Origin of the sequence: Niallia sp. FSL W8-0177, from assembly GCF_038006285.1 — a bacterium.
GTDB classification, from domain to species: Bacteria; Bacillota; Bacilli; order Bacillales; family Cytobacillaceae; genus Niallia; species Niallia circulans_A.
This window is the reverse complement of record NZ_JBBOUX010000001.1, coordinates 2,599,611-2,626,167: the sequence shown is the minus strand read 5'-3', so window position 1 is coordinate 2,626,167 and position 26,557 is coordinate 2,599,611. Positions and strand designations below refer to the sequence as shown.

29 protein-coding genes and 1 other annotated feature are annotated in these 26,557 nt (G+C 35.7%); of the genes, 28 read left to right on the top strand and 1 reads right to left on the bottom strand.

Annotated features, from left to right (window positions below):
• Window positions 1-9 precede the first annotated feature (9 nt).
• From NST77_RS13050 to pheA, 28 genes are all read left to right on the top strand, one after another.
• Window positions 10-1,362, top strand: coding sequence for a VanW family protein (locus NST77_RS13050; RefSeq protein WP_163185465.1), 1,353 nt, complete (start codon window positions 10-12; stop codon window positions 1,360-1,362).
• A 27-nt stretch (window positions 1,363-1,389) separates the two neighbouring features.
• On the top strand, window positions 1,390-3,054 hold the full coding sequence (locus tag NST77_RS13045) for an ATPase, T2SS/T4P/T4SS family (protein ID WP_163185468.1): 1,665 nt from the start codon (window positions 1,390-1,392) through the stop codon (window positions 3,052-3,054).
• An 11-nt stretch (window positions 3,055-3,065) separates the two neighbouring features.
• Complete coding sequence (locus tag NST77_RS13040) at window positions 3,066-4,106, top strand: type IV pilus twitching motility protein PilT (protein ID WP_095331567.1); 1,041 nt, start codon at window positions 3,066-3,068, stop codon at window positions 4,104-4,106.
• 2 nt (window positions 4,107-4,108) lie between these two features.
• Window positions 4,109-5,317, top strand: coding sequence for a type II secretion system F family protein (locus NST77_RS13035; RefSeq protein WP_163185471.1), 1,209 nt, complete (start codon window positions 4,109-4,111; stop codon window positions 5,315-5,317).
• Window positions 5,318-5,421: 104 nt separating this feature from the next.
• Entirely contained in the window at window positions 5,422-5,844 is a 423-nt protein-coding gene (locus tag NST77_RS13030) for a prepilin-type N-terminal cleavage/methylation domain-containing protein (protein ID WP_095331571.1), read from the top strand.
• A gap of 13 nt (window positions 5,845-5,857) precedes the next feature.
• Window positions 5,858-6,604: a prepilin peptidase gene (locus NST77_RS13025; RefSeq protein ID WP_095331573.1), complete on the top strand. Its 747-nt coding sequence runs from the start codon at window positions 5,858-5,860 to the stop codon at window positions 6,602-6,604.
• Window positions 6,605-6,671: 67 nt separating this feature from the next.
• Window positions 6,672-7,664, top strand: coding sequence for a type IV pilus biogenesis protein PilM (pilM, locus tag NST77_RS13020; RefSeq protein ID WP_341123063.1), 993 nt, complete (start codon window positions 6,672-6,674; stop codon window positions 7,662-7,664).
• A gap of 2 nt (window positions 7,665-7,666) precedes the next feature.
• Entirely contained in the window at window positions 7,667-8,317 is a 651-nt protein-coding gene (locus NST77_RS13015) for a fimbrial assembly protein (protein ID WP_341123062.1), read from the top strand.
• Window positions 8,314-9,078: a pilus assembly protein PilO gene (locus tag NST77_RS13010; protein WP_341123061.1), complete on the top strand. Its 765-nt coding sequence runs from the start codon at window positions 8,314-8,316 to the stop codon at window positions 9,076-9,078. The genes NST77_RS13015 and NST77_RS13010 overlap by 4 nt, the downstream gene beginning before the upstream one ends.
• Before the next feature lie 30 nt (window positions 9,079-9,108).
• Entirely contained in the window at window positions 9,109-9,564 is a 456-nt protein-coding gene (locus tag NST77_RS13005; protein ID WP_095331581.1) for a prepilin-type N-terminal cleavage/methylation domain-containing protein, read from the top strand.
• A gap of 101 nt (window positions 9,565-9,665) precedes the next feature.
• Complete coding sequence (locus NST77_RS13000) at window positions 9,666-10,766, top strand: SPOR domain-containing protein (RefSeq protein ID WP_095331583.1); 1,101 nt, start codon at window positions 9,666-9,668, stop codon at window positions 10,764-10,766.
• 309 nt (window positions 10,767-11,075) lie between these two features.
• On the top strand, window positions 11,076-11,654 hold the full coding sequence (locus NST77_RS12995) for a Maf family protein (protein WP_095331585.1): 579 nt from the start codon (window positions 11,076-11,078) through the stop codon (window positions 11,652-11,654).
• Between the two features lie 60 nt (window positions 11,655-11,714).
• Window positions 11,715-12,398, top strand: coding sequence for a RadC family protein (gene radC, locus NST77_RS12990; RefSeq protein ID WP_095331587.1), 684 nt, complete (start codon window positions 11,715-11,717; stop codon window positions 12,396-12,398).
• A gap of 168 nt (window positions 12,399-12,566) precedes the next feature.
• Window positions 12,567-13,589 carry a rod shape-determining protein gene (locus tag NST77_RS12985; protein WP_047943598.1) on the top strand — a complete coding sequence of 341 codons (1,023 nt, stop codon included), beginning with the start codon at window positions 12,567-12,569 and terminating at the stop codon, window positions 13,587-13,589.
• A gap of 21 nt (window positions 13,590-13,610) precedes the next feature.
• Window positions 13,611-14,501 (top strand): rod shape-determining protein MreC, encoded by an 891-nt coding sequence (gene mreC / locus NST77_RS12980; protein ID WP_095331589.1) that lies wholly within the window; start codon window positions 13,611-13,613, stop codon window positions 14,499-14,501.
• Window positions 14,498-15,013 (top strand): rod shape-determining protein MreD, encoded by a 516-nt coding sequence (gene mreD / locus NST77_RS12975; protein ID WP_095331591.1) that lies wholly within the window; start codon window positions 14,498-14,500, stop codon window positions 15,011-15,013. The genes mreC and mreD overlap by 4 nt, the downstream gene beginning before the upstream one ends.
• Before the next feature lie 598 nt (window positions 15,014-15,611).
• Window positions 15,612-16,289, top strand: coding sequence for a septum site-determining protein MinC (gene minC, locus NST77_RS12970; RefSeq protein ID WP_095331593.1), 678 nt, complete (start codon window positions 15,612-15,614; stop codon window positions 16,287-16,289).
• Window position 16,290: 1 nt separating this feature from the next.
• Window positions 16,291-17,094: a septum site-determining protein MinD gene (gene minD / locus NST77_RS12965; RefSeq protein ID WP_095331595.1), complete on the top strand. Its 804-nt coding sequence runs from the start codon at window positions 16,291-16,293 to the stop codon at window positions 17,092-17,094.
• Window positions 17,095-17,354: 260 nt separating this feature from the next.
• Window positions 17,355-18,125, top strand: a complete 771-nt coding sequence (locus NST77_RS12960; protein ID WP_095331597.1) for a M23 family metallopeptidase — start codon at window positions 17,355-17,357, stop codon at window positions 18,123-18,125.
• The gene (locus NST77_RS12955; RefSeq protein ID WP_095331599.1) at window positions 18,118-18,984 is read left to right on the top strand and encodes a M50 family metallopeptidase; all 867 of its coding nucleotides are present in this window, start codon (window positions 18,118-18,120) and stop codon (window positions 18,982-18,984) included. The genes NST77_RS12960 and NST77_RS12955 overlap by 8 nt, the downstream gene beginning before the upstream one ends.
• A gap of 146 nt (window positions 18,985-19,130) precedes the next feature.
• The gene (locus NST77_RS12950) at window positions 19,131-20,567 is read left to right on the top strand and encodes an Rne/Rng family ribonuclease (protein ID WP_235973185.1); all 1,437 of its coding nucleotides are present in this window, start codon (window positions 19,131-19,133) and stop codon (window positions 20,565-20,567) included.
• An 81-nt stretch (window positions 20,568-20,648) separates the two neighbouring features.
• Window positions 20,649-20,728: a sequence feature (ribosomal protein L21 leader region), on the top strand.
• A gap of 15 nt (window positions 20,729-20,743) precedes the next feature.
• The gene (rplU, locus tag NST77_RS12945) at window positions 20,744-21,052 is read left to right on the top strand and encodes a 50S ribosomal protein L21 (protein ID WP_016201698.1); all 309 of its coding nucleotides are present in this window, start codon (window positions 20,744-20,746) and stop codon (window positions 21,050-21,052) included.
• A gap of 12 nt (window positions 21,053-21,064) precedes the next feature.
• Window positions 21,065-21,397, top strand: coding sequence for a ribosomal-processing cysteine protease Prp (locus NST77_RS12940; protein ID WP_095331601.1), 333 nt, complete (start codon window positions 21,065-21,067; stop codon window positions 21,395-21,397).
• A 17-nt stretch (window positions 21,398-21,414) separates the two neighbouring features.
• Complete coding sequence (gene rpmA / locus NST77_RS12935) at window positions 21,415-21,705, top strand: 50S ribosomal protein L27 (RefSeq protein ID WP_016201696.1); 291 nt, start codon at window positions 21,415-21,417, stop codon at window positions 21,703-21,705.
• A 492-nt stretch (window positions 21,706-22,197) separates the two neighbouring features.
• Window positions 22,198-22,746, top strand: coding sequence for a Spo0B C-terminal domain-containing protein (locus tag NST77_RS12930; RefSeq protein WP_095331603.1), 549 nt, complete (start codon window positions 22,198-22,200; stop codon window positions 22,744-22,746).
• A 192-nt stretch (window positions 22,747-22,938) separates the two neighbouring features.
• Window positions 22,939-24,228 (top strand): GTPase ObgE, encoded by a 1,290-nt coding sequence (gene obgE / locus NST77_RS12925; RefSeq protein WP_047943608.1) that lies wholly within the window; start codon window positions 22,939-22,941, stop codon window positions 24,226-24,228.
• Between the two features lie 174 nt (window positions 24,229-24,402).
• Window positions 24,403-24,858 (top strand): ACT domain-containing protein, encoded by a 456-nt coding sequence (locus NST77_RS12920; protein WP_047943609.1) that lies wholly within the window; start codon window positions 24,403-24,405, stop codon window positions 24,856-24,858.
• 116 nt (window positions 24,859-24,974) lie between these two features.
• Complete coding sequence (gene pheA, locus NST77_RS12915; protein ID WP_095331605.1) at window positions 24,975-25,826, top strand: prephenate dehydratase; 852 nt, start codon at window positions 24,975-24,977, stop codon at window positions 25,824-25,826.
• A gap of 75 nt (window positions 25,827-25,901) precedes the next feature.
• On the opposite strand, the gene NST77_RS12910 is transcribed toward pheA, so the two are convergent.
• Window positions 25,902-26,444, bottom strand: a complete 543-nt coding sequence (locus NST77_RS12910; RefSeq protein WP_047943611.1) for a transcription repressor NadR — start codon at window positions 26,442-26,444, stop codon at window positions 25,902-25,904.
• Between the last annotated feature and the right edge of the window lie 113 nt (window positions 26,445-26,557).

Below are 26,557 nucleotides of genomic sequence, written 5' to 3'. Positions count from 1 at the left end.
CATTACTTCATGAAAAACGTTCAAGCTGTAAAGCTATTTATAGCTATAGCCATTACAACTGCATTTATTTTTAGTTTTTCGCATTTTGGTGTAAAGGCATATGAAAGGATTTTTTCGACCAAGCAAGGGTATGAAGAGGGCACAACTGTGGGTGGAATAGATATCTCTGGAATGTCTTTAGAAGAAGCTTTAAAAGCATTGAAGGATTCTCAAGAAGAATGGATTCAGGCAGTCTCCATTAAATTAAATTATAAAGAAAAAACAATTGACTTTGCTACTGATTTATTTACATTCCAATTCCAAGAAAGCTTAGAAAAGATCCATCAGGGCACAGACAATGCATTGATTGTATCGTTAAATCAAGATGATTTAATCGGATTACTTTATTCAATATCTCCCTATCTCGTAGAAGAAGATGTTTTTTACGTCAATAAATGGAGTGATTCTTTAATAGCGATAGCTTCCCAGTTAGACAAAGGAAATCACGAACTTGCGCTCCAAGATTATTTAGTCAGCCAAAAGGAAGAAGAAGTAATCTTAGTAGATACTACATTAGACGTTCAGGAAAACAAAAAAAATGTTGCAAAATGGGTAAAGCAATTTCCAATTATTGAAGTGGGGCAAGAAGCGACGGTCTCGTTGCTAGATATAATGGGAAAACAGACAGATTCCTATTCAGATACCACCTTAAGTATGGTTGCGACAGCTCTTCATCAGCTAGTCTTAGCAACTAATTTTACTATTACTGAGCGGTTTATAAGTAATCAATTGCCTAACTATGCTCCATTAGGATATGAAGCGAAAATCAATCAATCTAAAAAAATGGATTACCGGTTTTATAATCCTAATGCTGCTGCTTATCAGCTTCAATTCAAAATGTCTGGCAATAAATTATATGCTTCGGTAGTCGGGGTTCCGTTTTTATTTAAATATGATGTTGTACTCTCCAATCAGGAAGCATTTAAGCCAAAAACGGTCATCCAATTTGATTCTTTATTAGAGTTTAATGAATATAGAACAATCACAGAAGGAACAGATGGACTTTTAATTAAAGTCTATCGTTTAGCCAAAAATGAAGATGGAGTCGAAGTGAAAAAAGATTTAATGAGTGAAGACTTTTATCCTCCAATCAATAAAGTAGTTGCTTCTGGATTAATAAAAGAACAGGAAACAGTGATTGATACAGATAATGTCGAAGATTTAACCGATTTAAATGATCCTTCAGATTCTGGAGAAAACATCAAAGAGGAAGAGAAGGATAGTAACAATCAAACGACAGAGAATCCTTCACAGACAGAATCAAACAATCAGGATTTGAAAGAGAATAAGGAAGAGACTCCACAAGCAGAAATAGAAAAATAATAAGTATAGAAATCAGGAGCTAAAGCAATGAAACAAATACGAAAGCGTTTAGGAGATTTGTTGGTGGAGGCTGGCTTGTTGACAGAAGATCAATTGCAGCAAGCACTTAAAGATAAGCATCCAGATCAAAGGCTTGGAGATAGTCTGCTTCAAAAGGGTTATATTACAGAACAACAATTGATCGAGGTATTAGAATTTCAATTAGGTATTCCTCATGTTAGTTTGTATCGCTATCCCTTTGATCCTAAGCTATTTACGATCGTTTCAAAGGAAACAGCGAAAAGACAGTTAATTATTCCGCTAAAAAAAGAAGGCGAAAAGTTATATGTGGCAATGGCTGATCCAATGGATTTTTATACCATAGATGATTTGCGCTTATCTACTGGTTTTCAAATCGAGACAGCTATTGCGACAAAAGATGATATTTTGCGTGCAATCAATAAATATTATGATATGGACGAAGGGTTTGAAGAGTTGCTATCTGATAATGGCGCAGTTGGCGAAGATGTGAGCGACAGCATGGTTGAACAACAAGATACGCCGATTGTCCGCTTAGTCAATCAGATATTATCGAATGCTGCGACCCTAAAGGCAAGTGATATTCATGTGGACCCTCAAGAAACAAAAGTGGTAATCCGTTATCGGATTGATGGCGTATTGCGTATAGAAAGAATTTTGCCAAAACATATGCAAAGTGTATTGATAGCACGGTTGAAGATTATGGCAAACTTGGATATTACAGAGCACCGCATCCCGCAAGATGGAAGAATGAAGTTCAATTTGGACTTTCATCCCATTGATCTCCGTGTATCTACACTTCCAACTATTTTTGGAGAAAAGGTAGTTATGCGAATTTTGGATCTTGGAAGTACACTAAATGATTTAGATAAACTAGGTTTTAATAAAGTGAATTTAGCTAGATTTACAAAACTTATTGAGAAACCAACAGGGATTATACTTATTACAGGTCCTACAGGATCTGGTAAATCCTCCACACTCTATGCAGCGCTAAACCGTTTAAACAGTGAAGAAGTCAATATTATTACAGTAGAGGATCCGGTTGAGTATCAATTAGAAGGAATTAACCAAATTCAAGTAAATACGAATGTAGGGATGACATTTGCAAAAGGGTTACGGGCAATATTACGTCAGGATCCTAATGTAATCATGGTCGGTGAGATACGAGATAAAGAAACAGCAGAGATAGCCGTGCGTGCTTCTTTAACTGGTCACCTTGTTTTAAGCACCTTGCATACAAATGATTCACTAGGCTCTGTTACAAGACTGTTAGACATGGGGGTAGAACCATTTTTAGTGGCTTCATCTGTAACAGGAATTGTAGCACAGAGGCTTGTTCGTAAAGTATGCAGAGACTGTGGACAAGTTCATAGTGCAACAGTCAGAGAAAAAGAAATCTTCGCAAAACGGGGTCTAACAATCGAAAAAGTTGTTAGAGGAAAAGGTTGTGCTTCTTGTAATATGACAGGTTATAAAGGAAGAGTAGCTATTCATGAAGTGCTAGTTATCAATGAGGAAATGAGAAAAGTCATTATGAATGGCGAATCTTTTTCTAGATTACGAGATCTTGCAATGAAAGCAAAAACCATCTTCCTAATTGATGATGGATTATTAAAGGTGAAGCAAGGAATTACTACTACAGAAGAAGTATTAAGAGTAGCTATCCCTGATTAGGAGGGACATTATTGAACCATAGTATTGATTACTTATTGAGAGTAGGCTTTGAATTAAAAGCATCAGATATTCATCTTACAGTTGGTGTTCCTCCTGTTATGAGAATAAATGGAGATTTAAAGCGGTATGGCAAAAATAATCTAGAACCAAATGATACAGAAATAATGGCAAGAACAATGGTTCCAGAGAAGTTATGGGAAGTCTTCCAAGATCGTGGTGAACTTGATTTCTCATACAGTTTAAAAGGAGTGTCTAGATTTAGGGTTAATGTGTATAAGCAAAGAGCATGCATTGCTTTAGCTATTCGAGTTGTACCAACATCGATCCCTAGTCTAGATGATTTAAAGCTTCCTGCTATTATAAAGAAAATTGCTGAAAGGCCTCAGGGGCTTATTTTAATTACAGGACCGACAGGCAGTGGCAAATCAACGACATTAGCGGCGATGATTGCCTATATGAACGAAACTATGCGCAAGCATATTATCACGTTAGAGGATCCGATTGAGTATTTGCATAAGCATGGCAAGTGTATTATTGACCAACGAGAAGTTGGGTTTGATACCAATAATTTTGCCAATGGCTTACGAGCATCTTTGCGCCAAGATCCAGATGTGATTCTTGTTGGAGAAATGCGTGATTTAGAAACAATTCAAACAGCCATTACAGCAGCGGAAACGGGGCATTTGGTACTGGGAACACTCCATACATCGAGTGCTCCAGCAACCATTAACCGAATTATTGACGTTTTTCCACCCACGCAGCAGGATCAAATTCGAATCCAGTTGGCTTCTGTTTTAGTAAGCATTGTAGCTCAACGCCTATTCCCAACCCCAGATAAATCGGGAAGGGTTTCAGCAACAGAGATTCTTGTGAACAATTCAGCTGTAGCCAATTTGATTCGTAATGAAAAAATTCATCAGATATTAAATATTATGCAAACCTCAAAAGCAGCTGGAATGCATACATTGGAAAGCAATGTAAAAGAATTAGTTCACGCTGGTGCTGTATTAAGAGAAGCTGCACTTCCTTATCTACAAGAAAAGGAGCAATAAATATGGCTCGCTATAAATATACGGGAAGAGATCGAAAAGGAACAAAAAAAGGGATAGTAACAGCTTCATCCAAAAGAGAAGCGATCGTGCAGTTAAAAGAAAAAGGGATTAAGATAACAGAAATAATAAATGAAGTTCCTGAAACTCTTTTAACAAAGGAAATTACATTTGGCAGTCCTGTAAAGCTCCAAGACTTTGTCATTTATTTGCGCCAGTTCGCTACCCTGATAAAAGCAGGTATATCAGTAGTGGATGCAACTGCGATACTTGCTGAGCAGACAGAAAGTAAGGCATTGCGGAAGGCTTTATTAGTGGTAGAACAAGATTTAAAAGATGGGAATCCTTTATCCACGGCAGCAGCGAAACATAGAAAGGTTTTCTCCAGTATGTTTGTAAATATGATTCGCGCAGGAGAAGCTACGGGGAGTATGGATGAGACTTTAGAAAGATTAGCCAATCATTTTGAAAAACAGCATTACACAAAACAAAAAATTATTTCAGCCTTAACATATCCGATTGCGATTGCCGTTATTGCTTTTATAGTTGTTATATTTTTATTGGTGAGTGTTGTACCAACGTTTGTGGATATGTTTGCTGATTTTGATAGTGAGTTACCTGCCATTACACAATTTGTTCTATCGGCAAGCAGCTTTATGCAAAAATTTTGGTGGCTAGTATCTTTGTTGCTGATCGCATTTATTATTGCCATCATGGTTATACGAAATAATAAAGCATCGAAGTATTATCTCGATTATTTTCTATTAAGAGTGCCGATTTTTGGAAAAATTCTGCAGAAAGCAGCGATTGCGAGAATGACCCGCACACTTAGTTCGCTATTTTCAAGCTCTGTTCCCATCTTACAGGCCATTTCGATTGTCGAAAGAGTTATTGAAAATGAAGTAATGGCAAAAGTCCTTGTTCAATCAAGAGGTGCGCTTGAACAAGGTCAGTCATTAACTGTGCCAATGAAAGCCCATTGGGTGTTTCCGCCACTTGTGACGCAGATGATAGCAATAGGGGAAGAAACAGGATCATTAGATGACATGCTTGCAAAGGTAGCTGACTTCTATGAAAAAGAAGTCGATACAGCAACAGATCGACTAAAGTCCTTGATTGAGCCTATTATGATTGTTTTTCTTGCAAGCATTGTTGGGACAATTGTGTCATCTATCCTAATACCAATGTTTGAGATTTTTAATCATGTCCAATAATTTCTAGAGGATTCTAGTAAAAAAAAGATATAATTAAAATTAACAATCTAGTATAATAGTAATAGATTTAAAACAAAAAATACCAATTTTAAGGAGAAAGATATATGCGTCAATTAATTAAGCAACGTATCAAAAATGAAAAAGGATTAACACTTATCGAGTTATTAGCGGTTATTGTTATTTTGGGAATTATTGCAGCGATTGCGATTCCTAGTATTTCAGGAATTATTCAAAATTCAAAAGAAGATGCAGTTAGAGCAGATGCAATTACTATTTTAAATGCTGCCAAGAATTATGCTGCTGCGAATGATGTTTCAAAAATTGATGGAGGTAAAATCACTGAAGATCAAATTGATAGTTCTTATGTAAATAACTTGGAAATCACCTCATTTTCTGTGGATGTAACAGACAATGAATTTAAATTAACTGCTGGTCCTGTTAAGGCAGGAAAAAAAACTATTGAATTTAAAGGTGCTTCCATAAAAAATATTAATGATAAAAATGCTACTACAGTTGTAGTGAAGTAAATAGTAAAATAACATGATCTACCTACTAATCTTCCTATACGGCATAACCCTTGGCTCTTTCTACAACGTAGTAGGCTTAAGGGTGCCATTAAATGAATCGATTGTTAGGCCGAGATCTCATTGTTCAAGCTGTGGACGCACGTTATCAGCGATAGAACTTGTACCAGTTTTAAGCTATGTATTATTAAGGGGGAAATCAAAATGCTGTAAAGCATCGATTTCCCCCTTCTATCCTATATTTGAGCTTTTGACAGGTATTCTCTTTGTCGTTAGTCCGCTTCTGCTTGGCTGGAGTTCTGAGCTGTTTGTTTCCTGGACACTTATTTCCTTATTTATCATTATTACTGTTTCTGATTTAAAATATATGATTATCCCAGATAAAGTGCTGTTGTTTTTTTCGATTGTTTTTATGATCGAACGATTCTTTATTCCTTTGCATCCCTGGTGGAGTTCTTTGCTGGGGGCAGCGGTTGGTTTTACGCTTCTTCTAGTTATTGCGATTGTATCAAAAGGAGGAATGGGGGGAGGAGATATAAAGCTTTTTGCGGTAATTGGCTTTGTTTTAGGGACTAAGCTAGTCCTTGTCTCCCTTTTTCTTTCGACCTTTCTAGGGACAATTGGCGGTATTATCGGAATGGCTATTGGTAAATCAAAAAAGAAACAACCAATTCCTTTCGGTCCGTACATAGCCTTAGGAACTCTCATAACCTATTATTTTGGTAATCAGATTATCCAATGGTATCTAAGTATTTTTCTTTAAAAGGCTGATACCTTTTTTGGGGAGTAATTTTTCTTCCTCCATCTAGTAACAATAAGGAGTTTTCAATATGGCATTAAATTTTAATTTTGGAAAAAATAAAGTAGTTAACTTAACCATAAAAGATCATGTAATTCGATTTGTGGAAATGAAGAATTCCCAAGATGCTGTAGTGCAAAATTTTGGAGAACGCTATTTGCCGCCTGGATTAATTCATGATGGAGTGATTCAAGATGTCGAGAATTTTTTATGGATTTTAGAAGAATGTGTGGATGAATGGAAACTATCAAAAAAACAAGTTCGTTTTCTAGTTCCTGACTCCTCCATTGTCATTCGAAAGCTCCCTATTCCGGAGGATGTAAGCGAAGATGAAATTAAAGGGTACTTGTATATGGAACTTGGAACATCGATTCATTTGCCATTCGAGGATCCTGTATTTGATTATTATCTATTGAAAGCAAAAGAAAAAAATAAACAGCAAATTATTTTATTTGCTTCACCAGAAGAAAGTGTCGCCCAGTATGCGGATTTATTAGAAGAGGCGAAATTATCGCCACAATCTGCTGATATATCTGCATTAGCACTATATCGCTATTTCTATCGCTCTGAAAAAGTCGAAGACAATGACATTATCATGTTAGTTGAAATCGATATTAAAACAGTGAACGCAAGTATTTTTGAAGAACATTATCCTTTATTGATGAGACATTTATTACAAGAGATGGAGGAAGACCACTGGATTGTTACGACAGATGAGTTACTACAGCAAGAAAAGCTGACATTTACTGGCGATCATACTGAAGTTTGGAATGGTCTTGAAGATGTTTATAATGAATTAGAAAAAGTGATGAGCTTCTATCGCTATACTTTAAATAAGGGTGACAAACTAGTAACAAAATTAGTAGTAACAGGGGATCATCCGTGGCTTTCTGCCATTATTGAAAAGATGGTGAATCGTTTTGAAATCCCTGTTTTTGAATTAAAAGTGAACCAATCAGTTTCTAATAAGCCTATACCATCAAGTTTCCTTTTAAACATTGGTTTAGGATTAAAAGAGGTGTAAAAATGTTAGTAGAAATTAACCTCCTTCCTAAAAAAGAACCAAAGAGAAAGTCGCAATTGCTTTGGATTATCCTAGCTTTCTTGATTACTTTTTTATTAATAGGCTTATTTATCTGGCAGTATATGACTAAAAAAGCTGAATTATCGGCAACAGAAAACTCGTTAAAAATGACAACTAATCTGGTTGATACTTACAATCAGAGGTTAGAGAGGTACAAAAGTTCACAGTCTGTCCAAAGCCTTGAATCAGCAATCAAGTGGGCGAATAATCAATCAGTGGATTATGTTCTTTTTCTGCAGGAAATAACAAAGAACTTGCCGGAAAGAGGCTTTATTCAGGAACTAAAGGTATCTGATGATCATAAGACAAACATGATTGTCCAGTTTGATACAAAAAGTGATGCTGCCTATTATTTAAATTCTTTGCTTGAAATTAGCTGGATAGACGAGGCGCTTTTGACGGAAGGAAAATCAACCAATGCATTTGAAAATAAAATTAGCGAACAAGTAGATCAAGCGATTGATACTTTAAAACAATCAGAAGTGGAACCTCGCTATTTTGCAAGCTACGAATTTGTCCTAAATAAAGCAAAGCTGCGAGATGAAATGGAAAAGCAAAAAGACAAAAATGAAAAAGGGGAGGATTCCCCATGAAATTAAGCGATCATAAGCCAATGATATGGTTTGCATTTAGCATTATTCTCCTAGCCTTAGGAGCGATATATAGTTATTATTGCTATTTAATGCCTTTAACCAATGAGCTGAACATGAAAAAAATGGAGCTGCAAATGACCGAGCAGCAAGCGGATATTTTGCAATCCAAACTAAAATCGACTGGTTCAGAAACAAGTACGAATACTATCGAGTTGCAGAAAAAGGTACCGGTTAAACGCTTATTAGAACAGGCGCTCCTTGAAATAGAAAAAGCAGAAATTATTTCTGATACGAATATACTAGAAATAAGTGTGAATGGATCTGACGTTGATGAAAATGTTACAGATGGAGAAGTTTCTACAGCAGATGAAGCAATCGATGATGCAAACAAGCAAGAAAATAGGGAAACAGATGAAAAGAAAAATACAGAAGAAGTCGTCCTCCCAAGTGGTATCCATCAAACAACAATCAATATGATAGGAGAGACAGCTACTTATTTTGAACTAGAAAAATTCTTAGAAAAAATCGAATCCTCTCAGCGTATTATGACCGTTGATTCTTTAAATATTACTGGACCTAAAGAAATCATCGCCGTTGAAGAAAGTGATCAAGAAATAGATTTTGAATTAACAGTGTCTGTATATTATTATCCGACATTAACGGATTTAATGGAGGATCTTCCGCAATTGGATACACCAAAGGTATCTGAACGAAAGAATCCTTTTGATACTGGAACATTAGAAAATAGTAAAGATCAATAGCGGAACTGAAAAAAGAAGGTGGGTCTAGCGATGCTAAAAACTAGACTAAATAATAAGGGATTAACCTTGATGGAATTGCTTGCTGTGATTGTCATACTTGGAATAATAGCTGCAATAGCGATTCCCTCTGTCTTAAAAGTAATAGGAGATATGCGCGATCGAGCTTTTATTGCAAACGCATGGAATATGAAGGAAGCTACTGATTTTTATATTAAGGAAGCGACAACTAGTGGAGCAGATGCAAAGGAAAGAATCACTTACTTTGAACTTGTTGAAAGTGGGTATATGGGCACGTTTCATGATCCAGATACAGATCGAGAGTTAGTTCCATCAGATAAAAGCTATGTAACCATTCAAAATAACATAGCGATTGCTGTTTGTTTAAAAGGGGAAAATCGGAAGCTTTGTACAGAAGAAGAGGGAGTAGACCAAGCTATACAATATAACGATCTTTCTCCAAGTCAGATTGTGTCTAACAACAACTGAATTTGACGAAATCATTCTATAACAAGACGACAAAAGTCTTGTTATTTTTTTTTGCTTGTATGATAGGATTAACGAAATAAATGGAAATGGGGGTAGGACGAGTGAATGAAAAACCGGAGAATCGCAAAACGATAACGATTAAGATCAACGGAAATGACCGTCCATTCCAAAATAAGGACAATGACGACATGGTGGAGCGGAGTGAACCTTCTGTTTTTTATAAGGATCAAAATAGCGAAGGAAAAGAACAGGATATTTTTAAAGAAGAGTCTGCGGCTGGACAAGAAGCTGAATTTGAGGAAAGCTTTGATTGGATTTTGCCCGCATCAGAGGAAATTCCAGCAAAAAATAAAGAAAAAAGTATATTTAGCTTTCAATCGTCTGTAAATAAAAAGGACAAGCAACCATTCACAAAAGGCAAAAAAGAGAAAGAGGGAAAGAAAAAGCGGTTGCCAAAGGAAGTAATTGCTTCTATTTTCTTTGCTGTATTTTTTGCTGTCATCTTAGGCACTAGCTTTGGATTTATTTTATTAAACATGGTAAGCAATGATCAAAGCAACACTACAAATGGAAAAATAGCAGCTTTGGCCAATGATTCTTCCGATAAACCTAAAAGTGGACAAGCTGTATCGACAACAGAAAGTGCTACCAAACCGGATATTACTACATATGTCCTTCAAAAGGGAGTTTTCTCTAATGTAGAGCGTGCGAAAAGCGAGCAGCAGAAGCTAACAGATGCAGGGAAGAAGAGTCAAATTCTTCCGATAGATAAGCAGCAGTTTCTTCTTGTTGGTGTTGTGAGTAATTTGGAGAATGCGAAAGCATGGCAGAAACAAGTAAAAGATACTTACGCAAAAGAGATGGTGTTTAGTGGCAATGAAGTGAAAAATGTCTCGAAAGAAGAGAAGGAGATTATTGAAGGATCGTCCGCTATCTATTCTGCCATTCTGCAAATGGTAACAAGTGTTCAATTTGATCAATCTATTGCAACGGAGGATAAAAATAAGCTAGAGAAGGCACTCTCTCTAGTCGACGAGAAAAAAACAGCCAAGTTTACTAATGAAAAAGTAAAAAAAATGGCAGCCTATCTTTTAGAAGGTGGTGAGCTTACCATAAAATTAAAGGAAAAGAGTAGCGAGAACGAAATAGCGGAAGTTCACCAGAAATTGCTAGACTATTTAGCTGTATATGTCTCATTATAATGGATTAGGGGAGCGCACTGTTTATTAAACGGTGGCTCCTTTTCTTTTTTGCAAAGGAAGTTGATGGGGGAATGGTACCCCATCTATACAGCTTCGAACGATTGACTAGAGTATAGATTATCTGCCGCAATACAACTAAATAGGCAAAAATATCTTTTGTATTAATTGTATAAATATTTCTACAAATTTCGTCATATTACATTTTATTTACTATTATATAAAATTTTTCGTTTCAAAATTGTATATCGGCGAATTCTTTGATAGGATTAATCTGTATCTCACAATTTGAAATAGTAGGTAGGTGTAATCATGTTAAAGCAAACCCTCATATTGGCCTCTTCTTCTCCTCGACGAAAAGAGCTCCTTGAAGAACTCCAAATACCATTTGTAATATCCAGTAGTAATGTAGATGAAAGTTTCGATCCTTCTCTTTCTCCTAATGAAATTGTCATGGAATTAGCGAGACGAAAAGTTGAAGCAATTTATGCTGATGAACAGTATCCATATATACTAGGTGCTGATACGATAGTATATCTTAATGGTGCGATATTAGGCAAGCCTGCTTCGCATGGGGAAGCGTTTCGTATGTTAAGAGAACTTTCTGGCAAAACGCATTCTGTCTACACTGGTGTCGCCATTATGGCAAATGGAATATGTTCCACATTTTATGAAAAAACAGACGTGTTATTTTGGGAATTAACAGATGAAGAAATACACGATTATTTAGACACCGGGGAACCATTTGATAAAGCAGGTGCGTATGGAATTCAAGGAGTAGGCAGAACGCTCGTGAAAGAAATTAAAGGAGATTATTTCACCGTAGTCGGTCTTCCGATTTCTCGAACGGTACGCGAGTTGAAAGCGAAAGGCTTCAATATGCCTAAATAATTCAAAGGTCCCTTATTCTTTTCTTCCCAAAATCAAATGATAGGGAGGAACTAAGAAAGAATGGATTCACTATTAATAAGAGATTTTCCAAATGATGAACGACCAAGAGAACGTTTTATGAAACAGGGACCAAAAAGTTTAGCAAATCATGAACTGCTTGCTATCTTGATTCAAACAGGTTCCAAAAATGAATCTGTATTAACATTAGCGAACAAACTTTTAGTCCATTTTGATGGACTTCGCTTATTGAAGGATGCAAGTCTTGATGAGTTAAAAGAAATGAAAGGAATTGGAACGGCAAAAGCGATTCAATTGATGGCAGCAATTGAATTAGGGAGACGTGTTTCCAATTTAGAATTTACCGATCGATATTGTATTCGATCACCAGAGGATGCTGCCAAATATATGATGAATGAAATGAGATTTCTAACTCAGGAGCATTTCGTCTGTCTATATTTAAACACTAAGAATCAAGTCATGCATAAGCAAGTCATTTTTATTGGTAGTTTAAATGCTAGTATCGTCCACCCTAGAGAAGTATATAAAGAAGCATTTAGAAGATCTGCAGCTTCTATCATTTGTCTTCACAATCATCCATCAGGCGATCCATCCCCAAGCAGAGAGGATATTGAAGTGACAAAAAGATTAGTGGAATGTGGAAAAATAATTGGTATTGATCTGCTAGATCATATCATAATTGGGGAAAATAAATTTATCAGCTTAAAAGAAAAAGGGTATGTATGATACTGTTCTTTTTTGTAGATATAAGCTATAATATAATTTATGATTTTTTGGCTATTTATGTCTAAACATGACAAAATATAGATAAGTAACATTTAAAGGAAATTACAAAGAGGAGAACATCTACCTACTTTATAATATTGCATTAGTTTCAGAAAGGGAGATACATTTATGTTAGGTTTTGGAACAAGAGATCTTGGAATTGATTTAGGAACAGCAAATACGCTAGTTTATGTAAAAGGTAAAGGAATTGTACTAAGAGAACCGTCAGTTGTTGCACTACAAACCGATACAAAGAGCATTGTAGCGGTTGGTAACGATGCAAAGAATATGATTGGTAGAACACCAGGAAATGTTGTTGCACTACGTCCTATGAAGGATGGTGTAATTGCAGATTATGAAACAACAGCAACGATGATGAAATATTACATTAAACAAGCAACAAAGAATAAGGGCTATTTTTCTGGCAAACCGTATGTAATGGTTTGTGTACCATCAGGCATTACAGCTGTAGAAGAAAGAGCTGTAATTGATGCAACACGTCAAGCTGGTGCAAGAGATGCCTATACGATTGAAGAGCCTTTTGCTGCTGCTATTGGTGCTAATCTTCCAGTGTGGGAGCCAACTGGTAGTATGGTTGTTGATATAGGTGGTGGTACAACAGAGGTAGCTATTATTTCCCTTGGTGGTATTGTTACTAGTCAATCCATTCGCATTGCTGGTGATGAAATGGATGACGCAATCGTTAACTATATTCGTAAAACGTATAATTTGATGATTGGGGAAAGAACTTCTGAAAGCATTAAAGTGGAAATTGGCAGTGCTGGAAACCCAGATCAAATTGAAAACATGGATATTCGCGGAAGAGACTTATTAACAGGTCTTCCAAAAACAATTAAAATTACTGCAGATGAAATTTCGAAAGCGTTAAAAGATACAGTTGCTGCAATTGTTGATGCAGTCAAAGTAACGTTAGAAAAAACGCCTCCAGAATTAGCTGCAGATATTATGGATCGTGGTATAGTTCTAACAGGTGGTGGAGCATTGCTTCGTAATCTTGATAAAGTTATCAGTGAAGAAACAAAAATGCCTGTTGTGATAGCAGAAGATCCATTGGATTGTGTAGCTATCGGAACTGGTAAAGCTTTAGACCATATTCATTTATTCAAAAATAAAGCAAAAGATTCACGATAATTTTAGTAGAGGTGTAGAAGCATGCCACAGTTTTTTATGAATAAACGCTTGATTATATTGCTTGTTAGCATCATTATTCTCGTGGCATTAATAGGGTTTTCATTGAGTAATCGAAACAAATTAACCTGGCCGGAACAATTCGTAAAGGATACTACCGGCTGGGTTCAAACCCTTGTATCTAGACCTGCCCATTATGTGGTGGGTTTTGTTGATAATGTCCAATCCTTGCAAGATACATATAAAGAGAATAAAGAATTAAAGGCAAAGCTAGAGGAAAATGCTCAGCTTAAATATCAGGTTCAAGGTCTCAAAAAAGATGTACAGGCATTACAGGAAACATTGGAAGAAAAAGAGTCATTAAGTGACTACACACTTATGAAAGCAACGGTAATTCGGAGAAATCCTTCTCAATGGACAGAACTAGTTACCATTAATCGGGGAGATAATGACGGCGTAGAGAAAAATATGGCGGTTATAACTTCTGCTGGGTTAATAGGAAAAATAAAGTCAGTAGCACCTAATACTGCGACTGTGCAGCTGCTTAGTTCTGAAGATCCAGCTAATCGAATTTCTGCTTTTATTCAGTCAAAAGATGATGGTAAAAAGAAGAAAGAAAAATCCGAAGTTTTTGGGATTATTGCTGATTATGATAAAGAAACAAAGCAATTAATTATGACTTGGGAAGAAGTTCCTAATGGGTTGAAAGTGAAAAAAGGTCAGCTTGTTACAACCTCAGGTATGGGTGGAGTCTTTCCGAAGGGATTAGCTATTGGTACAGTAGATAAAGTAGAGCCAGATGAAAATGGACTGCAGAAGAAAGTATACATTAAGCCGGCAGCGGACTTCTATGATATTGAGCATGTAATGGTGGTAGACAGGGCAGCGTTATCTCCTAAAGAGGAAGAACAATGAGAAAAGTTTTAATTGGCTGTTTAATTTCCTTTATGTTTATTTTGGAGAGTGTATTTCTTGAGTTGCTCCCTACAGATCCTTTTGGGAAAAACTGGATTTTTGTCCCGTACTTTTTGCTCATTACTATCCTTTTCTTTTCTGTTTATGGAAATAGAAATGTTGGTGTCATATATGGCTTTGTTTTTGGACTACTTTTTGATATTGTTTATACAGAAATTTTAGGTATCTACTTTTTTACTTTTCCTTTTATCATTTATATTTTTAATAAATTGATGAAAATTTTTCATAGTAATATTGTTGTTGTATCTGTGATGAATTTACTCGCTGTTTCGGCACTGGAAATGATTGTGTATCAAATGATAAAAGTGATAAATTTGACAACGATTGATTTTGCGAGTTTCCTACATTTACGACTTCTACCGTCTTTAGGATTAAATCTTATTTTTATCATCATTGTCGCTTATCCTTATAAACGATTATTTGAGAAGTATGCAGCAGAGTTAAAAGAATGATATAGTTAGAATGCATGATAATAAATTTCAGGTTGGACATTAAGTTGTCAACAATCTGAAATTTATTTGATTAGTGACTATTTGTCTTTTGTTCTTTTTGAGAAGAAATATATTTAGCTCGAAAAGGAATTTTAAAAGCGTTTGTCGAATGATATAAAAAGGAATTAGAAATAAAGGTCTAAAGTCCTTACTCTTATATCATAGTGTTGGTGAAAGACACTTATTTAAAAAGTGAACGGAGAAGTAAAACATTATTTTTGCATGTGGAAACAGCATTTATGCAAAGCAGTAAATGCTTTAAGTTAAAGTGCCAACCATCTATCAAATTAAATTGTTGGATCGATTAGGAGACTTGTATCATCTAATAGACAGCATGATACTTGTTTAGAATCGATAGCTCTTCTTTATTTGATAAGGATGTTTGCGCTTTTTTATGCAAAGTGAGATTTATAAGTATAACGATATCCGAGCATTTGCGTCTTATATCTAAGGAACGATAGACTATTAGTATGGTGGATGAAATAGATGTATTATGTCTTTATGTCCAAGCAGGATATAGAGACGCTTACGCTTTTCTTACAGAGGTGAACAACTTGAAATGAAAAAAAGGCAACTAGTAACAATTAAAGGAACAAAAAATGGGCTGGGTTTGCATCTATATGATAATTGTTCTTACGAGGATCTACTAAAGGAATTACAGTATAAATTGAATGAGAGCTCCAGTCTACATAATGAAAATCGAGACATAAAAGTGACAGTAGAGCTTGGAAATAGATATGTAACAGATGAACAAAAAGAAACCATTATTCATCTCATTCAGGAAAAACAAAATTTAACTGTTCAAGCGATTAATAGTAATTTAGTGACAAAGAAAGAAGCGGAGAACTGGCTAAAACAAAATGAATTGAAATCGATAACCAGTATTGTGCGCTCTGGTCAAGTTTTAGAGGTCCCCGGTGATTTATTATTAATAGGTGATGTGAATCCAGGTGGAAAAGTAATCGCCGGCGGCAACATCTATATTATGGGACAGTTAAAAGGAATAGCTCATGCTGGATATAATGGGAAGGATGACGCGGTCATTGCTGCGTCCGTTATGAAACCGACACAAATTCGAATTAGTCGTTTTATTGAGAGAGAGCTTGGAAATACCTCATCTGAAAAAACAAGAGAAATGGAATGTGCATATGTGAATGACAGTGTCATTAAGATTGATAGATTACAAGTATTACCACATTTAAGACCTAATTTGCTGAAATTGGAAGGAGGATATTAAGATGGGAGAGGCAATTGTTATAACATCAGGAAAAGGTGGAGTTGGAAAAACGACCACTTCTGCAAACATCGGAACAGCACTTGCGTTACAAGGAAAAAAAGTTTGTTTAATAGATACAGATATTGGCTTGCGAAATCTTGATGTCGTGATGGGATTAGAAAATCGTATCATTTATGATTTAGTAGATGTGGTGGAGGAAAGATGTAAAATTCATCAAGCGCTTGTGAAAGATAAACGATTTGATGATCTATTATATTTATTACCTGCTGCGCAAACGAGTGATAAAACGGCTGTACGACCAAATCAAATGAGAGAATTGGTTCTTCGCTTAAAGCAAGATTATGATTATATCATCATTGATTGTCCTGCAGGAATTGAACAGGGATATCAAAATGCAGTGGCTGGAGCGGATAAAGCCATTGTTGTTACGACTCCTGAAATATCTTCTGTTAGAGATGCAGATAGAGTAATTGGGTTATTGGAAAAAGAAGAGCAGATGGAACCTCCTATGCTTGTTATCAATAGAATTAGAAATCATATGGTGAAAAATGGCGATATGTTAGATATTGATGAAGTAACTAGCCATCTATCCATTGATTTATTGGGAATTGTAGCAGATGATGATGCGGTTATAAGAGCTTCTAACAACGGGGAGCCGATTGCTTTAAACCCCAATAGTAAATCTGCGATTGCTTACCGAAATATTGCAAGAAGAATTTTAGGCGAAACGGTTCCTTTGCAGCAGTTAGAAGAAGAATCAAAAGGCGTGTTTGCAAAAATTAAGACATTCTTTGGTGCTAGATAAATACAACGATTGTAAATTTATATACTTGTATAAATAAGTCGGTTGCGAAACTGTTTTAAAATATGAACGAAACTTCTATCTGCTGATAGGAGATAATCGTAATAGCTGGCCCTGTAAAGAGTAAATTGATTCATGCGTAATCAATTTATTTCTTTACAGTTTTTTTATATCTCTACCATTCTTTTATTAGTGGCATAACTTATAGCTCCCTAACATAAATATAGGGTAAAGAGGACAAGTATGTTAGGGGAGAGGAGTATATGGGGTCAAGAAATGATGAGGTTAGAAAAAAAATCGAGAGAAGAAGAAAAGAACGGGCGAGAATAGAAAAAAATATTGATAACCGAGTGCTTTGGTCTGATGAAGAGGACAACTTCGATTATACGTTTTCATCAAAAGAGGAAAATTACCCTCCTAAAATTCACCCTTTATTTCGAAAAGATTTATTTATGTTGAAAATTTTAGGAGCAGCTATTCTTTTTCTTGCTGTTGCCATCATAGTAGACCATCCATCCACAAAAATAGCAAAAGTCGAAAATGCGATTAGACAAGCAATGTCGACAGAATTTAATTTTATGGTTGTTACAGATTGGTATGAAGAGAAATTCGGTAAACCATTAGCTTTTTTACCGGAACAAAAAGGAAAAGAACAAGATACAGAACAATTGCAACAATATGCTTTATCTGCTTCTGGTAAGGTATTAGAAGAATTTCAGAAAAACGGGCAAAGAATTGCGATAGAAACCGGAGTAGATACAACGGTACAATCCTTTAATGAAGGACAAATTACCTTTATTGGCGAGAAAGAAGGCTTTGGAAAAACTGTCGTTATTAAGCATAGTGATCAGAGTGAATCATGGTATGGCAACTTAGAAGAAGTGGATGTAAAGTTATATGAAAATATTAAAAAAGGAACAAAAGTTGGAAACGCTTCAAGATATGAAGGAGATGAAACATTAGGTTTATTCTTTTTTGCGATTAAGCAAAATGATGATTTTATCGATCCTTTACAGGTGATTGAAATTGAATAGGTTTCTTAGCGTTTTTAAGTACCTTCATATTCATCCACTATTATGGGTTGTCATTGCTATCGGGGTAATGACTGCCCATTTTTATGAATTATGCTTATTGTTTATGATTATTTTTATTCATGAATTAGGTCATGCGTTTGCTGCCGCATTTTTTTCGTGGAGAATAAAGAAAATATCTTTATTACCATTTGGCGGAGTGGCGGAAATGGATGAACACGGAAATCGTCCTTTGCGAGAAGAGGCAATCGTTATAATATCTGGACCTATACAGCATATTTGGCTGGTTGGATTAGGGTTTCTTTTATGGCAGTGGGGGATTTTCACAGAATCCTTGTATCATACCTTTATTCAATATAATTTCATGATCCTTTTCTTTAATTTGCTACCAATTTGGCCATTGGACGGTGGCAAATTGATGTTTCTTTTATTTTCCTTGAAAAATTCCTTTCCCAAATCTCATAAATATACGCTTTATTTTTCCATTGTTGGAACCTTAATCTTTCTGTTAATGGTTCTTATTATGATGCCGAAGAATGTAAATGCATGGATTATTATTAGTTTTTTAGTTTTTTCTATTTATTTTGAATGGAAACAAAGAAGGTTTCTGTTTATGCGATTTTTACTGGAACGATATTATGGGAAATCGACTGAATTAAGAAAGTTACTTCCTCTAGAAGTCCAAGAAGACGATTCTTTATTGGATGTGTTAGAGCGATTTCATCGAGGATGCAAACATCCGATTATTGTAAGGTCCAAGCGGAAAGAAAACACGATTTTGGATGAGAATGAGCTATTACATGTTTATTTTAAAGAAAAGAACGTAACGGCAAAAATAAAAGAAATACTATGCGTCTTATAAGATATACATAGTTAAAACGGTGATTACTGATGAGATCTCTTTAGTTAGAGTTTACTTGAAATTTGTCCAATAAATAGGTCCTTAAGTTTACTAAAACATTTCATCTAAGCTACAATAAAAGGATAACCAGAAAAAGAGGATGTATGATGTTGAATCAAGTAATCATTAATATAAAAACAAGAGAAAATAGATTTGCTTATCTAAAAGATGGGAAAGTAGAAAAAATATATGTCCAGCAGCCGCAATATAAAACAACTGTTGGAAATATTTATTTAGGACAAGTGACAAAGGTGATCCCAGGAATGAACGCTGCATTTGTAGAAATTGGGGAAGGCAAAGGAGCCTATTTGCCGAGAGAGAAAATGGCTTCATTTGTGCGGAGTGATGGAACTTTAGAGGAGAAAAAAAAGAAAAGTGTCTCCTCTTATATAAAACAAGGAGAACGAGTATTAGTTCAAGTAATAAAAGATGCTGCTGGGCCAAAAGGTGCTAAAATAACGGGGATAATTGAGATTAACGGAGAGCATTTAGTGTATATGCCTTATGGGCGATATGTAGCGGTATCCAAAAAAATTCATTCTCATACTGTGCAAAAAGAGTTAAGAAGCATAGGGAGTCGTATAAAAACAGACAAAGAAGGCTTAATCTTTCGCACATCTGCAGCTAATTGTTCGGAAGAAACAGTAAAGGAAGAGCTCGAAGCATTACGGCAGGAATATAAGAGATTGGAACAAAAAGCTAGCCAAAAGAAAATAATGCTTGTCTATGAAAATGATGAATTTACTAAACAGTTGAATGTTCTCTTTAAACAAATGAAAGAGGGAGAAGTCATTGTGGATAGTCTTGAAGAGCAGAAAAAATGGCAAGCGATGTACCCCCATTTAACTGTTTCGTTTCATCGAGGAAATGAAAATTTATTTTCTTATTACCATGTCGAAAGGGAAATAGATAAAGCTTTGAAAAGAGTTGTTTGGCTAACAAATGGCAGCTATTTGATAGTCGATCAGGCTGAGGCGGCGACTATTATTGACGTAAATACAGGTAAATATGAAGGGAAACATCAGTTAGAGCAAACGGTCTTTCAAACAAATATACTTGCTGCAAAGGAAGCTGCAAGGCAAATTAAATTAAGAGACCTTTCTGGCATTATATTAATTGATTTTATTGATATGAAGAGCGAGGAAGAAAAGAAAGTGCTGGATATCCTGGAGAAGGAATTGCAATCAGATAATAGACAATCGAAAGTAATTGGATTTACTACACTAGGAATATTGCAGCTCACCCGAAAGAAAACGATGAAATCCTTATCCGAAACACTGCAAAGTAAGTGTGTGATTTGCGAAGGCACAGGCTTAGTGAATAGCGCAAGTAGTATGGCCTTTCAATTAGAAAGAGAGTTATGGGAATATCGCCATATGGATATCGAACTTGTGGAAGTTATCGTATCACAAGATGTCCATACTCTATTTACGGGAGTAGGAAATAAACATAAAAAACGATTAGAGGAAGTATTAGGCTTTATGATTAAAATGGAAATAGCTGAATTTCCAAAGCCGGATTATTTTATTCGAATGGTTAAATGATTCACCATAAAGCTAATAATAGATAATATGATTGACAGTATCTTTTAAACATGTTAGTATTTTAATGTTGTTTGTAGCACCCGTGCTCTACAACCGCACATAGCAGGTAATTAAGCTTTTGCTTCGCAAAACGCCTGTCATTGGCGAGTCTTAGTCTATTAAGGAGGTGCAGTTTAATGTACGCAATTATTGAAACAGGCGGAAAACAAATCAAAGTTGAAGAAGGTCAAGCTATCTACATCGAGAAATTAAACGGTGAAGCTGGTGACACTGTTACTTTTGATAAAGTTCTTTTCGTTGGCGGAGAAAATGTAAAAGTAGGAAGTCCAGTTGTTGAAGGAGCTACTGTTACAGCTAAAGTTGAAAAACAAGGCCGTCAAAAGAAAATCATCGTTTTCAAATACAAAGCGAAGAAAAATTATCATAAAAAACAAGGTCATCGTCAACCTTACACTAAAGTCGTTATCGAAAAGATCAACGCATAAGGTTGAATTTGTATGATCGAAATTACGATTAACAAATCGAATGATGGTCTCATTCATTCCTTTACGATAAGTGGTCATGCTCTTTTTGCGAATAGTGGGGATGATATCGTGTGTGCAGGAGTATCAGCTGTTTCTTTTGGAAGCATTAATGCCGTTATTTCTCTTACTGGTATTACACCCATTATAAAGCAAGGAAAGGATGGAGGGTTTATTTCTTGTACGGTTCCTGGAAATATTCCGGCTGAGACAAGAGATAAAATTCAACTTCTATTAGAGGGAATGATTGTTTCTTTAGAAACAATTGAACGAGACTATGGAAAATACGTAACTATCACTTATAATTAAATAGGAGGTGGAACGAAATGTTAAGATTAGATCTTCAGTTTTTTGCATCTAAAAAAGGGGTAGGTTCTACTAAAAACGGACGTGACTCCATTTCTAAACGTTTAGGAGCTAAACGTGCAGATGGTCAATTAGTAACTGGTGGAAGCATTCTTTACCGTCAACGCGGTACAAAAATCTATCCAGGAGTAAACGTTGGTCGTGGTGGCGATGATACACTATTCGCAAAAGTTGACGGAATCGTTAAATTTGAGCGTCTTGGTCGTGATCGCAAACAAGTTAGCGTATACCCAGTAGCACAAGAAGCATAAGATAATGTTCAGATAGGCTGGCTCGTTTAGGGTCAGCCTATCTGTTTGTTAAGGGATAGATTTTTTTGATTAAGAATATATGTTGTGATCAGATAGGTGAAGGATGATTTCAACACTTAGACAAAAAGCAGGAGGGGCTTTTTGTCTAAGTGTTGAAAAATAGAGAGAAATCAATTGCTTTTTTGTATGCAATCAAGAAGGTTGCCTCTTATGTATATAGTTTGTTGTTACCACAGTCTTCATATACTTCGCTTTCAACATTTCTTGATCGAATCAATCCAAAATAACTTGGTGCATAAATTGGATAGAACTTTTAGAAAACGGGTATTTTTTAATTCATATTTTCCAGTAGTAAAAACCTAAAGTTCAAGTGGATATAATTGAATGGCTAACATGATGGAGTTATCGTTTTTGTTCATAGATGGTTCATTTTTTGTTATACTTACTTCAAGCAGTCTTCTAAGACTTAATAACCTTTGTAGGAGTACAAGAATGAATAAAGACTGGAATACGATAGAGTTTTTAAGACATGTTCGTCATGATTGGCTAAATAAAATTCAATTGATAAAAGGGAATTTGGATTTAAATAAACCGGATCGAGTGAAAGAAATTATTAATGATATTATTACAGAGACAAAACAAGAAGCTAAGTTATCAAATCTAGATATTCCACAATTTGCTACAAAATTATTAATCGCAAACTGGGAAAATTATTATTTTCGATTGGAATATGAAGTGTTGGCCGAAGAAAAATGTCAAGGGACAGAAGATGAAATACTTGCCAAATGGACAACCTTATTTTTCCAGACGTTAAATCAATATAGCAAACCCTTTGCAGATAATCATTTATACATCTCCATTCATTCCATGGTAGAAGGATTTCGTTTGTATGTTGATTTTAACGGAGAGCTGCTAGATAGTGAATCTATGTTTCAATTTCTTCATCAACCTTTTTCTCATTTGAAATTGGAAAATATTGAAATGAGAAAAGAAGAACTCCTATTTGAAGTTTGGATGGATAGAGAGCAAACAGGTAAATAATAAGAAGGACTTGTTTGCAATAGCATAAAAGAAAATTGTGATTTTTAGAAAAAATAGCTGCAAATGTTTGTAGGAATAAAATAATTAGTCCTTCTAGTGAGGAGAGCAACCCTCCTTTCATAAGGATTAGTCCTTGTTCACTATTAGACAAGTAAGCTGCTTATGTTTTTCTTAATAGGAGGAAATAAATTTATGTTTGTGGATCAGGTTAAGATTTATGTGAAGGGCGGAGATGGCGGAAATGGTATGGTAGCCTTTCGCCGAGAAAAGTTTGTTCCAAAAGGTGGCCCAGCTGGTGGCGATGGTGGAAAAGGTGCAGATGTAATATTCCAAGTAGAAGAAGGTCTGCGTACTTTAATGGATTTCCGATATCAACGTCATTTCAAAGCACCTCGCGGAGAGCATGGAATGTCAAAAAATCAGCATGGTCGCAATGCCAAAGATATGATTGTCAAGGTTCCGCCTGGTACAATCGTTGCAGATGCGAATACAAAAGAAGTTATTGCGGATTTAACTGAACATGGCCAACAAGCAGTAATTGCACGTGGCGGTCGTGGAGGAAGAGGAAATTCTCGTTTTGCAAGTCCATCTAACCCTGCCCCAGAATTATCGGAAAATGGGGAACCAGGTCAGGAAAGAGATGTTACTCTGGAGTTAAAGGTATTAGCAGATGTTGGTTTAGTTGGATTCCCAAGTGTTGGTAAATCTACATTGCTGTCTGTTGTATCTGCTGCCAAACCAAAAATAGCTGACTATCATTTTACAACAATCGCTCCTAATTTAGGAATGGTGGAAACAGAAGATAATAGAAGTTTTGTTATGGCGGATTTGCCGGGGTTAATTGAAGGAGCTCATTCGGGTATCGGATTAGGTCATCAGTTTCTTCGTCACATTGAACGTACAAGAGTTATTGTCCATGTGATTGATATGGCTGCTATTGAAGGCAGAGACCCATATGAGGACTATGTTACGATTAATAACGAGCTTCAGGAATACAATATGCGCTTATTAGAAAGACCACAAATTATTGTTGCTAATAAAATGGACATGCCAGATGCAGAAGAAAACCTTAAAGTATTTAAAGAAAAATTAGAGGAAGACTATCCAATTTTTCCAGTGTCCGCTTTAACTAGATCAGGTCTGCGTGAACTTCTTTTTGCAATTGCGGATAAATTAGAGAATACTCCTGAGTTCCCATTAGAGGAAGTAGAAGAGGAAGCAGGTATTCACCGCGTTGTTTATAAACATGAAGTAGATGAGCGTCAATTCTATATTACAAGAGATCCTGATGGTAGCTTTGTTCTTTCAGGTGAAGGTATTGAAAAGCTATTTAAGATGACAGATTTCTCTCGTGATGAGTCTGTTCGCAGATTCTCTCGTCAAATGCGCGGCATGGGCATCGATGAAGCATTACGTCAGCGTGGCGCTAAAGATGGAGATACTGTAAAGTTAATGGAATATGAATTTGAATTCATTGACTAAGAAAACATGGTTTAAAAAAGATGAAAGATCTTCCCTCTCGTAAAAATAAATAATACGAGAGGGCAGTTTCTCATACGGAATAGAATGACTAAATCGAAATGTCTAGTTCTTATAAACCAGAGTTATTTCTATCATACATATTAAGTATCCGTTATACCTTATAGGGGTGAGCAGATGAAACAAAGTAAAATAGATCATAAATTTTTTATTGTAAGAGAAGATGTACTGTCAGAGGCAATGCGCAAAACCCTAGATGCTAAAGAGCTCTTAGAAAGAGGAAAAGCAGAATCTGTCCATGAGGCAGTAAAAAAGGTAGACCTAAGCCGAAGTGCGTTTTATAAATATCGTGATACAATCTTTCCTTTCCACACAATAGTGAAAGAAAGATTGATTACGTTATTCTTTTATATTGAAGACCGATCGGGTACCTTGTCTAAATTGCTAAGTGTTGTTGCTTCTGCTGGATGCAATGTACTGACAATCCATCAAACGATTCCGCTGCAAGGAAGAGCCAATGTAACACTGTCGTTAAATACCGCAGAAATGGAAATATCCATTGATATGTTGTTAGAGCGATTGCGTATGCTTGAATTTGTGGAGAAAGTGGACGTTTTGAGTACGGGCGCATAAAAAGGCATTTATTTATAAGGAGACCCTGTTGTTTATTAGGAAGATGACTTTTTCAGTCAATCTTCTTTTTATAAAGATTAAATTCAGAATAAATAATTTTTTTGGAGGAGAAAGAAGTGAAAGTAGGCTACTTAGGTCCAAAAGCAACATTTACAAATATGGCGGTAAATCAGCAATTTCCTGGGGTGGAATCCATTCCTTTTCTAACCATTCCCAATTGCCTCGATGCTGTGATGGAAGATAAAGTGGATGTTGCTTTAGTTCCGGTTGAGAACACATTAGAAGGATCGGTCAACATTACATTAGATTATTTAATACATGAAGTATTTTTACCTATTCATGGGGAAGTGACGGTTCCGATAAAACAACATATAATGGTTCATCCATTCCGGGAAGACACATGGAGAGAAATTGAAGTAGTCTATAGTCATTCCCATGCAATTGCTCAATGCCATAAGTTTCTACATACAGAATTAAACGGGATTGCTTGTGAGTATATGACGTCAACAGCAGCAGCAGCACAGTTTGTTAAAGAAAATCCGCATATCAACGGGGCTGCTATTGGCAATTTGCTAACAGCTGAAGAATATGGTCTGAAGATTGTAAAACATAATATTCATGATTCAATGAATAATCATACTCGTTTTCTCATTTTATCGAAAAATCCTGTACATTATTCAGCAACAACAAGTCAACTGGTTGGTCATAAAACAAGTCTTATGGTCACTTTGCCTGCCGATCGTTCTGGTGCTCTCCATCAAGTATTGTCTGCCTTTGCATGGAGAAAACTAAACTTAGTGAAAATTGAATCAAGGCCAACAAAAACTGGATTAGGGAATTATTTCTTTCTTATTGACTTAGATAGAAAAATGGATGATGTATTAATACCAGGTGCTATTGCAGAATTAGAGGCAATAGGCTGTGAAGTAAAGATACTGGGGAGTTATCCTTATTACATGACGGAATAGATAGAACCACTATACGAAGAATGACAAAAAATCACTAATGACGATTAAAGTCTTAGTGATTTTTTGTCATTTACGTTAAGCTTCTTCTTCCATTAAAAAATCTGCTTTTCGTAAAGCTTCTTCTGCCTCTAGTAATGTATCAAGGGATGGTGCGGTAATGGTATGCAGATGAATACCTGCCGTTAATTCAGATAAATAAGCAGCATTTGTATGCTTAATTTTCTTCATAAATTGTTTCACTTCTTTTCGATTAGAGACGAGGATGGAAGCCGTCAAATCGCCGTATACTGGATGTTCAATTGTGACATCCTTAACAGTTACTCCATTATCAACAAGGATATTTAACTCTTCCTCCGTTTTTTCTGGTGGATGATTACACGCAATAATTCTTTCGTAGAGCATCGGTTTTGATTCTTGTAAATATAAATAGCCTTGACTAGTTGCCAAAATTGGTTCATTTTTCGCCTTTAGCAGTGTAATATCTCCAACAATTATTTGTCTACTAACATTTGTCAATTTTGAAAGTTCACTGCCGGTATAAGGTCGATTTTTCTCTTTTAGTAAAGTAAGAATATAAGCCCTTCTTTCTTCACCAAGCATTTTTTTTGATTCAGTCATCCAATCTCTCCTTTTGTTGCAGTTACTCTGATTAGAAAGCTTCCTTTTCTTTATCTGCTTTTTCTGTTATCTCCGGTAAAGGTAACAACACAAATTTATTTGGCATTTACTTT

What these genes read in the sequence shown, in the direction of transcription:
- NST77_RS13050 (WP_163185465.1), top strand. Translation starts at nt 10, where the DNA reads ATGAAAAACGTTCAAGCTGTAAAGCTATTTATAGCTATAGCCATTACA.
- NST77_RS13045 (WP_163185468.1), top strand. Translation starts at nt 1,390, where the DNA reads ATGAAACAAATACGAAAGCGTTTAGGAGATTTGTTGGTGGAGGCTGGC.
- NST77_RS13035 (WP_163185471.1), top strand. Translation starts at nt 4,109, where the DNA reads ATGGCTCGCTATAAATATACGGGAAGAGATCGAAAAGGAACAAAAAAA.
- NST77_RS13030 (WP_095331571.1), top strand. Translation starts at nt 5,422, where the DNA reads ATGCGTCAATTAATTAAGCAACGTATCAAAAATGAAAAAGGATTAACA.
- NST77_RS13025 (WP_095331573.1), top strand. Translation starts at nt 5,858, where the DNA reads ATGATCTACCTACTAATCTTCCTATACGGCATAACCCTTGGCTCTTTC.
- pilM (WP_341123063.1), top strand. Translation starts at nt 6,672, where the DNA reads ATGGCATTAAATTTTAATTTTGGAAAAAATAAAGTAGTTAACTTAACC.
- NST77_RS13015 (WP_341123062.1), top strand. Translation starts at nt 7,667, where the DNA reads ATGTTAGTAGAAATTAACCTCCTTCCTAAAAAAGAACCAAAGAGAAAG.
- NST77_RS13010 (WP_341123061.1), top strand. Translation starts at nt 8,314, where the DNA reads ATGAAATTAAGCGATCATAAGCCAATGATATGGTTTGCATTTAGCATT.
- NST77_RS13005 (WP_095331581.1), top strand. Translation starts at nt 9,109, where the DNA reads ATGCTAAAAACTAGACTAAATAATAAGGGATTAACCTTGATGGAATTG.
- NST77_RS12995 (WP_095331585.1), top strand. Translation starts at nt 11,076, where the DNA reads ATGTTAAAGCAAACCCTCATATTGGCCTCTTCTTCTCCTCGACGAAAA.
- radC (WP_095331587.1), top strand. Translation starts at nt 11,715, where the DNA reads ATGGATTCACTATTAATAAGAGATTTTCCAAATGATGAACGACCAAGA.
- NST77_RS12985 (WP_047943598.1), top strand. Translation starts at nt 12,567, where the DNA reads ATGTTAGGTTTTGGAACAAGAGATCTTGGAATTGATTTAGGAACAGCA.
- mreC (WP_095331589.1), top strand. Translation starts at nt 13,611, where the DNA reads ATGCCACAGTTTTTTATGAATAAACGCTTGATTATATTGCTTGTTAGC.
- mreD (WP_095331591.1), top strand. Translation starts at nt 14,498, where the DNA reads ATGAGAAAAGTTTTAATTGGCTGTTTAATTTCCTTTATGTTTATTTTG.
- minC (WP_095331593.1), top strand. Translation starts at nt 15,612, where the DNA reads ATGAAAAAAAGGCAACTAGTAACAATTAAAGGAACAAAAAATGGGCTG.
- minD (WP_095331595.1), top strand. Translation starts at nt 16,291, where the DNA reads ATGGGAGAGGCAATTGTTATAACATCAGGAAAAGGTGGAGTTGGAAAA.
- NST77_RS12960 (WP_095331597.1), top strand. Translation starts at nt 17,355, where the DNA reads ATGGGGTCAAGAAATGATGAGGTTAGAAAAAAAATCGAGAGAAGAAGA.
- NST77_RS12950 (WP_235973185.1), top strand. Translation starts at nt 19,131, where the DNA reads ATGTTGAATCAAGTAATCATTAATATAAAAACAAGAGAAAATAGATTT.
- rplU (WP_016201698.1), top strand. Translation starts at nt 20,744, where the DNA reads ATGTACGCAATTATTGAAACAGGCGGAAAACAAATCAAAGTTGAAGAA.
- NST77_RS12940 (WP_095331601.1), top strand. Translation starts at nt 21,065, where the DNA reads ATGATCGAAATTACGATTAACAAATCGAATGATGGTCTCATTCATTCC.
- rpmA (WP_016201696.1), top strand. Translation starts at nt 21,415, where the DNA reads ATGTTAAGATTAGATCTTCAGTTTTTTGCATCTAAAAAAGGGGTAGGT.
- NST77_RS12930 (WP_095331603.1), top strand. Translation starts at nt 22,198, where the DNA reads ATGAATAAAGACTGGAATACGATAGAGTTTTTAAGACATGTTCGTCAT.
- obgE (WP_047943608.1), top strand. Translation starts at nt 22,939, where the DNA reads ATGTTTGTGGATCAGGTTAAGATTTATGTGAAGGGCGGAGATGGCGGA.
- NST77_RS12920 (WP_047943609.1), top strand. Translation starts at nt 24,403, where the DNA reads ATGAAACAAAGTAAAATAGATCATAAATTTTTTATTGTAAGAGAAGAT.
- NST77_RS12910 (WP_047943611.1), bottom strand. Translation starts at nt 26,444, where the DNA reads ATGACTGAATCAAAAAAAATGCTTGGTGAAGAAAGAAGGGCTTATATT.